8 protein-coding genes are annotated in these 12,435 nt (G+C 72.6%); 6 read left to right on the top strand and 2 right to left on the bottom strand.

What is annotated here, in order from left to right; genetic code table 11:
• Window positions 1-10 precede the first annotated feature (10 nt).
• Window positions 11-1,522: a dihydrolipoamide acetyltransferase family protein gene (locus tag KG111_RS16720; RefSeq protein WP_205289883.1), complete on the top strand. Its 1,512-nt coding sequence runs from the start codon at window positions 11-13 to the stop codon at window positions 1,520-1,522.
• 143 nt (window positions 1,523-1,665) lie between these two features.
• Here the strand turns inward: KG111_RS16720 and KG111_RS16715 are convergent, their stop codons facing one another.
• On the bottom strand, window positions 1,666-2,829 hold the full coding sequence (locus KG111_RS16715) for a serine/threonine-protein kinase (RefSeq protein ID WP_205289882.1): 1,164 nt from the start codon (window positions 2,827-2,829) through the stop codon (window positions 1,666-1,668).
• Between the two features lie 266 nt (window positions 2,830-3,095).
• Between KG111_RS16715 and KG111_RS16710 the strand changes: the two genes are divergently transcribed.
• Genes KG111_RS16710 through KG111_RS16695 form a run of 4 tightly spaced genes read left to right on the top strand, consistent with a single transcriptional unit; the run spans window position 3,096 to window position 6,880 of the window.
• Window positions 3,096-4,211 (top strand): LLM class flavin-dependent oxidoreductase, encoded by a 1,116-nt coding sequence (locus tag KG111_RS16710; protein ID WP_205289881.1) that lies wholly within the window; start codon window positions 3,096-3,098, stop codon window positions 4,209-4,211.
• On the top strand, window positions 4,208-5,086 hold the full coding sequence (locus KG111_RS16705; RefSeq protein WP_205289880.1) for an ABC transporter permease: 879 nt from the start codon (window positions 4,208-4,210) through the stop codon (window positions 5,084-5,086). The genes KG111_RS16710 and KG111_RS16705 overlap by 4 nt, the downstream gene beginning before the upstream one ends.
• Window positions 5,083-5,841: an ABC transporter ATP-binding protein gene (locus KG111_RS16700; RefSeq protein ID WP_205289879.1), complete on the top strand. Its 759-nt coding sequence runs from the start codon at window positions 5,083-5,085 to the stop codon at window positions 5,839-5,841. Before KG111_RS16705 ends, KG111_RS16700 begins: the two co-directional genes overlap by 4 nt.
• Before the next feature lie 55 nt (window positions 5,842-5,896).
• Entirely contained in the window at window positions 5,897-6,880 is a 984-nt protein-coding gene (locus KG111_RS16695) for an ABC transporter substrate-binding protein (protein WP_205289878.1), read from the top strand.
• A gap of 81 nt (window positions 6,881-6,961) precedes the next feature.
• Here the strand turns inward: KG111_RS16695 and KG111_RS16690 are convergent, their stop codons facing one another.
• A complete protein-coding gene (locus KG111_RS16690) occupies window positions 6,962-8,464 on the bottom strand; it encodes a M1 family metallopeptidase (RefSeq protein ID WP_205289877.1) in 1,503 nt (500 codons plus the stop codon).
• 223 nt (window positions 8,465-8,687) lie between these two features.
• On the opposite strand from KG111_RS16690, the gene KG111_RS16685 reads away from it, so the two are divergent.
• Complete coding sequence (locus KG111_RS16685; RefSeq protein ID WP_205289876.1) at window positions 8,688-12,401, top strand: heterodisulfide reductase-related iron-sulfur binding cluster; 3,714 nt, start codon at window positions 8,688-8,690, stop codon at window positions 12,399-12,401.
• The last annotated feature ends 34 nt before the right edge of the window (window positions 12,402-12,435 follow it).

Here is a 12,435-nt window from a genome sequence, read left to right as displayed (position 1 = left end):
GGACGCCGAGATGAGCACACAGACCGCCCAGGAGTTCCTGCTGCCCGACGTCGGCGAGGGCCTGACCGAGGCCGAGATCGTGGCCTGGCGGGTCAAGGAGGGCGACGTCGTCGCCGTCAACGACGTCCTCGTCGACATCGAGACCGCCAAGTCGATCGTCGAGCTGCCCTCGCCGTACGCCGGCCGGGTGCTCGCCCTGCTCGTCGCCGAGGGCGAGACCGTCGAGGTGGGCACGCCGATCATCCGGATCGGCGACCCCTCCGCCCACGCCTCCGTCAACGCCGCCGGCGGGCCGCTGCCGACGCCGCCGGAGCCGGCCGCGCCGGCGCTGGACCTCGTGCCCGAGCTGCCCACCGAGCCCGCCGCCGTCCCCGGCTCCGTGCCCGGCTCGGTGCCGGCCGCCACCGCCGCCAGCAGGGGCCCGGAGATCATCGACACCAACGTGCCGCCGGTCGGGAACGCCACCCTCGTCGGCTATGGCCCCAAGCAGCGGGCGCTCGCGCGTCGGGCGCGGAAGGGTGCCGTCGCGGCGGAGGCTGGGGCGCCGGCTGGGGTGGACGCTGGGAAGGATGCTGCGGTGGTCGAGGTTGTCGAGACCCGCGCTCCCGCGTCCGCCGCCGCCATCCGCGCGCTGGCCAAGCCGCTGGTGCGCCGGCTGGCTCGGGACCTGGGCGTCGACCTCGCCGCGCTGACCCCGACCGGTCCGCGCGGCACGGTGAGCAAGGACGACGTGCTCGCCGCGGCCGGCGGCACGGGTACGGCGGCCCTGGGTGCCGCGGCCGGAGCAAGCGCTGCCGCCCGTCCGCTGCCGGTCGACCCGGCGGGCCGGGAGACCCGGGAGCCGGTGAAGGGCGTGCGCAAGCAGATGGCGGCGGCGATGTCGGCCTCCGCGTTCTCCGCGCCGCACGTGACGGAGTTCGTGACCATCGACGCCACGGCCACCGTGGAGCTCGTCGAGCGGCTGCGTGCGCGCCGGGAGCTCGCCGGCATCAAGGTCAGCCCGTTGCTCCTCATCGCCCGCGCCTGCCTGCTCGCGCTGCGGCGCACGCCCCTGGTCAACTCCGCGTTCGACGACGCGACGCAGGAGGTCGTGGTCAAGCACTACGTGAACCTGGGCATCGCCGCCGCCACCCCGCGCGGCCTGGTGGTGCCGAACGTCAAGGACGCGCACGAGCTGTCGCTCGTCGACCTGGCGAAGGAGCTGGAGGAGCTGACCACCACTGCCCGCGCGGGACGCAGCCAGCCCGCCGACCTCGCCGGCGGCACCTTCACCATCACCAACGTGGGCGTCTTCGGCATCGACGGCGGCACGCCGATCATCAACCCCGGCGAGTCCGCCATCCTCGCCCTCGGCGCCATCAAGCCGCAGCCGTGGGTCGTGGGCGACGCCGTGGTGCCCCGCCAGGTGATGACGCTGTCGCTGTCCTTCGACCACCGCCACATCGACGGCGCCACCGGGGCCCAGTTCCTCGCCGACGTCGCCGGCCTGGTCAGCGACCCCGCCACCGCCCTCGTCTTCTGACCCGCTCCTGACCCCGAGTCGTGAGTTCCCGCCCCCCGAGTCGTGAGTTTCCGTCCGCCGAGTTGTGAGCTTCCGTCCGCCGAGTCGTGAGCTTCCGTCCCGCGAGTCGTGACTTCGTGTCGGGGTCAGGGGGTGGGGCGGGGTCAGGGGGTGGGGCGGGGCCACAGGCAGTCGGCCGCCGCGGCCAGGGCCTGGCTCAGGGCCTCGGGGCCGGAGCCGGAGGCGGGGGCTGACGACCCGCTCGGACGAGCACGGCGAAGCAACGTCTCGGCGGTGCAGGACGCCTCCGTCTTGCTGAGCCCCGCCCGGGCCGCCAGCGTCTTCGCGAGCCTGGCCATCCGGGCGTCCTCGGCGACCGGTGCGGCGGACGGCCCGGAGCGATGCTCGGGGCGCTCGGGGCGCTCGGGGCGCGCGGGGGCGAGGACTGGCGCCAGCAGCAGCGCGCCGGCCGCTGCCACACCCGCCCCGCCCAGTACGACGCGCCGCGCCGACCGACGTCCTCGACCCCGCGACGTCGTACTGCGCAGGGCGGCCGCGAGCGCCGCGGCGGACGGACGCGCGGCAGGGTCGGGTGCCACGGCCGCCTCCAGCACCTCACGCAATCGGCGGCGTCCGGCCAATCGGTCCACGGCGGGCGGCGCCGAGCCTGGCGGTCCGCCGATGAGGGCCGTGGCGAGCAGGCGGCCCAGCGCGTAGACGTCGGCGGCTGCGCCGGCGGCCTCGCCGGCCAGCACCTCCGGCGCCAGGTACCCGGGAGTGCCGGCCGGTCCACCGTGCCGCGGACCCGAGGCGTGCGGCAGGGCCGGACCGGCGAGCCCGAAGTCGGAGAGGTAGGCGACCGTGTGGCTGCCGCGTCGGCGCAGCAGGACGTTGCCGGGCTTGACGTCGCGGTGCACGAGGCCGGCCCGGTGCGCCTCGGCCAGCGCGTCGGCCACCTGCGCCCCGACCTGCATCGCCTCCTCGAACGGCACCGGGCCGTGCCGCAGCAGCGCGGCCAGGTCGCCGTCGGGCACCAGCTGGGTCGCCAGGTAGAGCCGCCCGGCGACCTCGCCGTGCGCGAACACCTGTACGACGTGGGGTGAGTCGAGCGCCGCCTGCGCGCGCGCCTCCCGCACGAAGCGCTGCCGGAAGTCGGGGTCGGCCGCGTGCTCGGGCGCGATCAGCTTCAGCGCCACGGTCCGTTCGAGCACGGTGTCGAGCGCCTCGTAGACGATCCCCATCCCGCCCGCGCCGAGCCGGCGCACCACGCGGTAGGGGCCCAGCTCGGCGCCCGGTGCCGGTTCGTCGTACTGCCAGGGTCGGCTCACCGCTCGTTTCTACCGGCTCGGGGCGCCGCGGTGATCGCTCATCCCCAGACGCCCGGAAGGTCACGACTCGGCGCACGGAAACTCACGACTCGGCGCACGGAAACTCACGACTCGGCCCGCGGAAACTCACGACTCAGCGCACGGAAACTCACGACTCGGCGGACGAGAGCCCCCGCCACACCCTTGCTCACATGCCGGACCCAGCCTCTGTCCTACAGTTTGTTTAGTAGGTTGATCGAGTTAAAGCCCCCGCAAGGAGAAGACCCATGACCCTGACGTTCAACTGGTTCCTGCCGACCAACGGCGGCGACTCCCGCAACGTCGTCGGTGGCGGTCACGGGGTCGAGGCCGGTCCGGCCGGGCGCCCCGCCACGGTCGGCTACCTCGGCCAGGTCGCGCGCGGCGCCGAGCAGCTGGGGTTCAAGTCCGCGCTGGTGCCGACCGGCGCCTGGTGCGAGGACGCCTGGATCACCTCCGCGATGCTCTCCGAGGTCTCCGAGCGGCTGAACTTCCTGGTCGCGCTGCGGCCCGGCCTGATGTCGCCGACCCTCGCCGCGCAGATGGCCACCACCTTCTCCAACCTCTCCGGCGGCCGGCTGCTGCTCAACGTGGTCACCGGCGGAGAGAGTGCCGAGCAGCGTGCGTACGGCGACTTCCTCGACAAGGACGCCCGCTACGTGCGCTGCGACGAGTTCCTCACCGTCGTCCGGCGACTGTGGGACGGCGAGCGCGTGGACTTCGCCGGCGAGCACGTCCGGGTCGAGGGCGCCCAGCTGCACCACCTGCCGCAGGTGCGCCCGGAGATCCAGTTCGGCGGATCCTCCCCGGCCGCCGGCACGGTCGCGGCCAAGCACGCCGACGTCTACCTGACCTGGGGCGAGCCGCCCGCGGCGGTGGCCGAGAAGGTCCGCTGGATCCGCGAGCTCGCCGAGGCCGAGGGCCGCACCCTGCGCTACGGCCTGCGGGTGCACGTGATCAACCGTGACACCTCCGAGGAGGCGTGGGCCGAGGCCGACCGGCTGCTCGCCGGCATCGACGACGCCACCATCGCCGAGATGCAGGCCGGCCTGGCCAGGAGCGAGTCCGAGGGCCAGCGGCGGATGCTCGCCCTCAACGGCGGCTCCCGCGACAACCTGCAGATCCACCCCGGCCTGTGGGCCGGCGTCGGCCTGGTCCGCGGCGGCGCGGGCACCGCGCTGGTCGGCAGTCACGAGGAGGTGGCCGACCTCATCGAGGAGTACCAGGCCGCCGGCATCGACCAGTTCGTGCTCTCCGCCTACCCGCACCTCGAGGGCGCCTACTGGTTCGGTGAGGGCGTGCTGCCGGTGCTGGAGCGCCGGGGCCTGTGGAAGCGCCCGGTCGCGCAGGTGAGCACCCGATGAGCGTCGACGTCGTCACCCAGGCCGCGCGCCCCACCGCCGACGACGGTACGACGACCACCGCCGCCGCCAGCCCGCCGCGCCACCGTCGTCGGGGCGCCGGGCACTCGACCGGCGACGTGGTGCTGCGGGTGCTGCGGCTGCTCAGTCCGGTGATCCTGGTCGGCGTCTGGCAGCTCGCGTCGGCGACCGGCGTGCTGCCGGCGAGCACGCTGCCCCCGCCGAGCGTGGTCGCGGAGACCGCAGGGTGGCTGTGGGAGAGCGGCCAGCTCTCCGAGGCCATCCTGGTCTCCTTGCGCCGCGCCGCGATCGGCTTCCTCCTCGGCGGCGGCATCGCCCTGGTGCTCGGCACCGTGGTCGGGCTGAGCCGGATCGGCGACGCGCTCCTCGACCCCTACATGCAGATGCTGCGCATGCTGCCGCTGTTCGGGCTGGTGCCGCTGTTCATCATCTGGTTCGGCATCAAGGAGGAGCCCAAGATCTACCTGGTCGCGCTCTTCTCCCTGGTGCCGCTCTACCTGAACCTGGTCGCCGCGCTGCGCGGGGTGGACCCGGACCTCAAGGAGGTCGCCCGGGCGCTGCGGCTCAACCGGCTGGAGCGGGTGCGCCACCTCTACGTGCCGGCGGTGCTGCCCGGGGTCCTGGTCGGGCTGCGCCAGTCGCTGGGCGCCGCCCTGGTCGCGCTGGTCGTGGCCGAGCAGGTCAACGCCGGCGCCGGGCTGGGCTACCTGATCAACAACGCCCGCGACTTCCTGCGCACCGACATCATCGTCGTCGCGCTCCTCTGCTACGCCGTCCTCGGCCTGCTCACCGACGCCCTGGTCCGTGCCCTGGAACGGGCCGCCGTGCGCTGGCGCGACGAGGGGGTGCAGCGATGAAGGCCACCGACCCCGCCACCGACACCGCCGCGCACCACCGCTTCGGCGACGTCGTCGCCTCCGCGACCGGCGTACGACGCGTCTTCGGCGACCACGTCGTGCTCGACGGCGTCGACCTGCAGATCCGCACCGGTGAGTTCGTCGCCCTGCTGGGCCGCTCGGGCTGCGGCAAGTCCACGCTGCTGCGGATCCTCGCCGGCCTCGACGACGGGGCCGAGGGCGAGGTCGTCGGGGGCACCGAGCCGGCCGTCGTCTTCCAGGACCCGCGCCTGTTCCCCTGGCGCCGGGTGCTCGACAACGTCGCCCTGGGGCTGCGCACACCCGACGTCAAGGGACGGGCCACCGAGGTGCTCGCCGAGGTCGGCCTCGCCGGCCGCGAACGAGCCTGGCCGCGTCAGCTCTCGGGCGGTCAGCGCCAACGCGTGGCGTTGGCCCGGGCGCTGGTCCGCGAGCCCGACCTGCTGCTGCTCGACGAGCCGTTCAGCGCCCTCGACGCGCTGACCCGGATCTCCGCGCAGGCTCTGGTCAGCGACCTCGTCGCCACCCACCGGCCCGCGGTGCTGATGGTCACCCACGACGTCGAGGAGGCGCTGCTGCTCGCCGACCGGGTGCTGGTGATGGACGCCGGCCACCTGGTCCACGACGAGCGGATCGACGTCGCACGGCCGCGCCGCCGCGACCACCCCGAGATCGTTTCCCGACGGGCCGCCCTGCTGGGCCTGCTCGGCGTGGACGAGGCGGCGACCCCGGCCTGAGGCCACACGGTCGCCACCCCTGCTCAGCCCCACCCTCCCGAGAAGGACGAAAAGAATGCTGCACAAGACAACCTCCCGCCTGCGCCGCACCGCCGCCGGTGCCGTCGCCGCCCTGGCCGCCCTCACCGCGCTCAGCGCCTGCGGCGGCTCCGCCGACGGAAGCGATGGCGACAAGCCCGTCCTGCGGGTCGGCGTGCAGAAGGACGGTGTCCGCGCGGTGCTGAAGGAGTCCGGGCTGCTCGAGGACCTGCCCTACGAGATCGAGTGGGCCGAGTTCACGGCCGGTCCGCCGATCGTCGAGGCCGCCTCGGCGGACAAGATCGACGTCGCCTGGGTGGGCTCCGCGCCGCCGATCTTCGGCGCCGCCGCCGACGCGAACTTCAAGATCGTCGCCCAGGTGCAGGAGCAGGACCAGCAGGAGAACTCGATCCTCGTGCCCAAGGGATCGAAGATCACCGACGTCACGGACCTCGAGGGCAAGAAGGTCGCCGTCGGCAAGGGCACCTCGGCGCACGGCCTGCTGCTGCAGGCGCTCAAGCGCAACGGCCTGACCCTCGACGACATCGAGGCGAACTACCTGGCCCCGGCCGACGGCCTGGCCGCGTTCACCTCCGGCGAGGTCGACGCCTGGGTGGTCTGGGACCCCTTCGTGACGCAGGCGATCGAGCAGAACGACGCCGTGGAGATCACCGGCGGCAGCCCGGACGAGCAGGGCGTGCAGTTCGAGATCGCCTCCACCAAGGCGTTGGCCGACCCCGAGACCCGCGAGAACATCAAGCACTTCGTCGGCCTGCTGCAGCAGGCGTGGGTCTGGGCGCTGGACAACTCCGACGCCTGGGGCGACGGCTGGGCCGCCGAGTCCGGCCTCGCGCCGGAGATCACCCGCGTGGTGGCCAAGAACAAGGCGGCCGCCTTCGGCCGGGTCACGCCAGAGACCATCGCCGCCGAGCAGGCGCTCGCCGACGCGTTCTTCGAGGCCGGCGAGCTGCCGAAGAAGATCGACTTCGCCGCCATCGTCGAGCCCGGTCTGATCGAGTGAGCCTGATCGACTGATGCTCCTGGCGCGAGCCGGACGACGCCGTAGGCGGCGGGACCTGTGGGGCCCGCCGCCTGCGGCGTCTCAGTCCCGGTCGGGTGTCGTGGCGCCCAGCAGCCAGGCGTCGAAGAACGCCGAGAGCTCCTCGCCCGTGGTCTGCTCGATCCAGTCGAGGTACTCGTCGCGCTCGGCGTTGCCGTTCTCCTTGCGCGCCGGCCACTCGCGCAGCACCCGGAAGAACGACGTGTCGCCGACCTCCTCGCGCAGCTCGTGCCACATCAGCGCCGGGCCGTAGTAGATGTTGCCGTCCCCGAACTGCTCCGGGTCGTAGGCGCCCGGTGGGCCCGCGTCGCGGCGCATCTGGGACTCGAGCCCGGCCCACTCGTCCATCGTGGCGGCGACGTCGACCCCGTCCTGCTCGGCCTCCCACATGGCCTGCAGGTACATCGCCATGCCCTCGTTCATCCAGACCTCGGCCCAGTCCGCCGGGGAGACGGTGTTGCCGTACCAGTGGTGCGCCGCCTCGTGGACGACCACCTCCGGCGACAGGCTGTACGGCGTGTCGCCCAGGGTGACCATGGTCTGGGTCTCCATGCCGTTCTCGTTGTCCACCACGACGATGCCGAAGCTGTCGAAGGGATAGGGCCCCAGGTACTCCTCCAGCCAGTCGAGGGCCTCGGCGGCATAACCGGTGCCGCCGGGCAGCGGGTCGTCGTCGCGGTCGGTCCACACCTGGACCGGCACCCCGCCCGCCGAGGTGAGCTCGGTGCCGCGCAGGTCCCCGAAGGCCACCGTGACCAGGTACGACGATGCCGGCTCCGCCAGGTGCCAGGTGCGCCGCGCGAGACCGCCGCCGTCGTCGACGCCGACCAGCTGGCCGTTGGCCACCCCGACCATCGGGTCGGGGGAGGTGAGCACGAAGTCGTAGAAGGCCTTGTCGGAGGGGTGGTCGTTGACGGCGTACCAGGTGAACGCGCCGTACGGCTCCTGCACCGTCCAGGTCTCGTGCTCGTCGGTGACGTTCCAACCGACGCCGGAGGCGAAGTCGCTGCGCGCGCTGGGGGCAGGCGCCGGCTCCGGCGTGCCGGCGTAGGCCAGCTCGACGACGTACTGCTCGTCGGCGGCGACCGGGGCGGCGATGCGCAGGTCGTAGCCGCGCACGGAGTGCTCGACGGGGGTGCCGTCGACCGTGACCTCGCTGATCGCCAGCTGCTCGTTGAAGTCGAGCCGGATGTCGGGGGAGTCGGCGCTGGCGCGGAAGGTGAGGCGTTGGCGTCCCTCGAGCCGGTCGGATCCCGGGGTCCAGGTCAGGTCGAGCTCGTAGTGCAGGGCGTCGACGAGCGGGTCGCCCACGTCGGGGTAGACGGAGTCGCTGCGGGGCTCGCTGCGCGCCTCGGCGAGGTCGGGCTCGCTCGGGGGCGGTGCCACGGTGGGCGGCGAGCTCGGCGCGGAGGCAGGGGCCGCGCGCCACGGCGAGGCCTCGCGCCACGGCGATCCGGAGCAGCCGGCGAGCGCCAGCGCCAGCATCAGCGCCAGCAGCAGGGCCAGCGTCTTGGCCGGCGTCGTGACTGGTCGGCTACCAGGCATCGGGCTCCTTCCCACGTGCCGACATCATGCCCGGCGGGTCCGACCGGTGAGGCCAGTGTCACGCCCCGCGGAAGTTACCAGCGGGTAGGATCCGCGACGGTAGACCCCGACGCACCCAAGTGAGGCTTGCCTTCTGCGGGATGGTGCGGTGGGTGGCAATAGGCTCGGCGGGCGCACACCCGTGTGCGCGCCCGTGGCCTGCGGATGAGGAGCTGGTGTAGTCATGCAAGCGGTAGCGATCGTCGTCTCCCTTGTCTTCACGGCCGTAGCGGTCGCCCTGACGGTGCGGGCGGTGCTTGCCATGCTCGGAGTGATCCGCAAGGGCCAGCCGGCCCCGGGCCGCACCGGCAACCCGGGCGGCCGGACGTTGACCATGCTGAAGGAGACCTTCGGGCACACCCGGATGCTCCAGTGGACGTGGATCGGCATCCTGCACTGGTTCGCGTTCGCGGCGTTCATCGGTCTCTCCACGGCCGTCGCGGCGGCGTACGTGCAGCTCTTCGACCCCGAGTTCACCATCCCGGTCATCGGCCAGTTGTGGCTCTACGAGTGGGCCGCAGAGCTGCTCGGACTCCTGGGCACCATCGCGATCATCCCGCTGATCGTCTACCGGCTCACCCACCGGCCCTCGCAGATCGGCCGCAAGAGCCGGTTCTTCGGCTCCACGATGTGGCAGGCCTACTTCGTCGAGGGCATGGTGCTGCTGGAGTCCTCCGCGATCCTCTTCATCCGCGGTGCGGAGTACAACCTGGCCAAGGCCCACGGCGGCACGGCCGCCGAGCACGCCGACGGCCTGCACTTCCCGGTCTCGCAGTACTTCGGCAACCTCTTCCCCACCGGCGCGGACTCCATCCCGACGCTCGAGAACATCATCTACTTCATCGCGATGGTCAAGATCGTCTCCGCGATGATCTGGCTGATCGTCATCTCCACCAACCTGACCATGGGTGTGGCCTGGCACCGCTTCACCGCCTGGTTCAACATCTGGTTCAAGCGTGAGGACTCCGGTCGTACGGCGCTCGGCGCGGTCAAGCCGCTGACCTCCGGCGGCAAGGCGATCACCCTCGACGACATCGACGACCTCGACGAGGACGCCGCCCTCGGCGTCGGCTCCATCTGGGACTTCTCCTGGAAGGACATCCTCGACTTCACCACCTGCACCGAGTGCGGACGCTGTCAGTCGCAGTGCCCGGCGTGGAACACCGAGAAGCCGCTGTCCCCGAAGCTGATGATCACCGCGCTGCGCGAGCAGGCGTTCGCGATGGCCGGCGCCGACCCGACCGCCGAGGGCGGCGAGCCGCGCGCGCTGATCGGCAAGACGGACAAGGAGCAGTCCGACGGCGTCGACGAGTGGTTCTACCAGCCGCCCGGCGGTGACTTCGTCATCGACGAGGACGCCCTGTGGGCCTGCACCAACTGCGGTGCCTGCGTGCAGCAGTGCCCCGTCGACATCGAGCACGTCGACCACTTCGTCGACATGCGCCGCTACCAGGTGCTCGTCGAGTCGAACTTCCCCTCCGAGCTCAACGGCCTCTTCAAGGGCCTGGAGAACAAGGGCAACCCGTGGAACATGTCCGCGACCGCCCGCCTCGACTGGGCCAAGGACCTGCCGTTCGAGGTCAAGGTCGTGGGCGAGGCGATCGAGGACCTCGAGTCCGTCGACTGGCTGTTCTGGGTCGGCTGCGCCGGTGCCTACGAGGACCGCGCGAAGAAGACCACCCGTGCGGTGGCCGAGCTGCTCGACATGGCCGGCGTCTCGTTCGGTGTGCTCGGCAACGGCGAGACCTGCTCGGGTGACTCCGCGCGTCGCGCCGGCAACGAGTTCGTGTACCAGGGCCTGGCCCAGCAGAACATCGAGACGCTGACCGAGGCGAAGGCCAAGAAGGTCGTCTCCACCTGCCCGCACTGCATGAACACCCTCAAGAACGAGTACCGCCAGCTCGGTCTCGAGCTCGAGGTCATCCACCACACCCAGCTGCTCAACCGCCTGGTGCGCGAGGGCAAGCTCACCCCGGTCGCGGACGGCGACGGCGCCCACCAGCGCAAGGTCACCTACCACGACCCGTGCTTCCTGGGTCGCCACAACCAGGTCTACACGCCCCCGCGTGACCTGCTGGAGATCCTGCCCGGCGCCGAGTTCGCCGAGATGGAGCGCAACAAGGAGAAGTCCTTCTGCTGCGGCGCCGGTGGCGCCCGCATGTGGATGGAGGAGACGATCGGCGAGCGGATCAACCTCAACCGCACCGCCGAGGCGGTCGGCACCGGGTCGGACCAGATCGCGGTCGGCTGCCCCTTCTGCCGCGTGATGCTCTCCGACGGCCTGACCAAGATGCAGGCCGACGGCGAGGCCCGCGAGGAGGTCGAGGTCCTCGACGTCGCGCAGATGCTGCTCGCCTCGGTCAAGGGCGAGATGGCCACCAAGCTCGCGCCCGGCGCGGGTACGGCGACCGCGGCTCCGGCCGCCAAGCAGTCGGTGGAGACCAAGGCCGAGCCCGAGAAGGGCGACGTCACCGTCACCGAGAACACCGTGGTCGACACCGAGGACGCCGGCCCGGCGGCCAAGGCGTCGGGTGGCTCGTCGATGTTCGACGACCCGTCCTCGATGTTCGACACCCCGGCCGAGGCGAAGTCGACGGACAAGCCCGCGGAGAAGGCAGCCGAGAAGTCGGCAGAGAAGCCGGCGGAGAAGTCCGGTGGTTCGCTCTTCGACGACGCCGGCTCGCTGTTCGGCGACGCGCCTGCCGAGTCCAAGACGGACGCCGAGCCGGCGGCCAAGTCGGAGCCGGCAGCCAAGGCGGAGACCAAGACCGAGGCCAAGACCGAGCCCAAGACGGAGTCGAAGCCGGCAGAGCCTGCCGGCGACCTCGGCTCGGGCGGTTCGCTGTTCGACCTGGCGCCGGCGGAGCCCGCCGCCAAGGCCGAGAAGCCCGCTGCCGAGAAGCCGGCTGCGAAGAAGCCTGCGGAGAAGCCGGCCGCCAAGCCCGCCGAGCCGGCGCCGGTCGCCGACCTGGGGGCGGGCGGCTCGTTGTTCGACATCCAGCCGACCGAGGCACCGAAGGCCGAGACGCCCAAGGCGGAGACGCCCAAGGCGGAGGCACCCAAGGCGGAGACGCCCAAGTCCTCCGAGCCGGCCCCGAAGCCGGTCGAGGAGCAGGTCGTCGAGGCGCAGGTCGAGGGTGGCGTGGCTGCGGCCAAGCCGGAGCCGGCTGCCGCCGAGACGCCGAAGGTGGACCTCAACAGCGTCGGCTCGCTGTTCGACCTCGCAGCACCCGAGGCACCCGCCCCGGCGAAGGCGCCCCAGCCGTCGTCTGAGCCGGCGTCCGAGGCGTTGACGGAGACCCCGGTCACCGAGACCCCCGCCACCGAGGCCCCGGCCTCCGTGGTCGAGGCCGAGACCGCCGCACCCGCGCCGGTCGAGGAGTCGGCTCCGGTCGAGGAGGACGCCCGTGCCGAGGAGGCCGCGGTCGTCGGTGACGCCCCCGAGCCCAAGCCGGTCGCCTCGGACGCCGTGCCGAGCGCGACGCCCGCCAGCTCGGGGCAGGCCAGCCGGCCGCACACCGACGTGGACATCCACGCGGTGAGCTCGCTCTTCGACATCCCGGCACCCGAGGGTGCCGTCGTGGAGCGGCCCGCTGCGGCTGCTGCGGCTCCGGCCGCTGCGGAGGCCCCGGTTGCCGAGGCTCCGCCTGCGGAGGCGCCGGTCGAGAAGGCGCCGGTCGAGAAGGCGCCGGCCGCGGAGCCGGAGGTCGCGGCGGAGCCCGAGGCCGCTGAGCCGGAGCCCGAGCCGGAGCCCGAGGTCGAGGTCGAGGTTGCTGAGCCGGAGCCCGCGGAGGAGCCGGAGAAGCCCGCGGCCGCCGCGCCGGCCTCGTCCGGAGCGCGCCACGAGCCCCGCCGCGACGTCGACATCAACGCCGCGGAGTCGCTCTTCGACCTCTGAGTCGCGGACGTCGTACAGAAGGCCTCCGACCGCC

This window comes from Nocardioides faecalis, assembly GCF_018388425.1.
GTDB classification, from domain to species: domain Bacteria; phylum Actinomycetota; class Actinomycetes; order Propionibacteriales; family Nocardioidaceae; genus Nocardioides; species Nocardioides faecalis.
The sequence above is the reverse complement of the archived record's forward strand: the minus strand, read 5'-3'. Positions and strand labels throughout refer to the sequence as shown.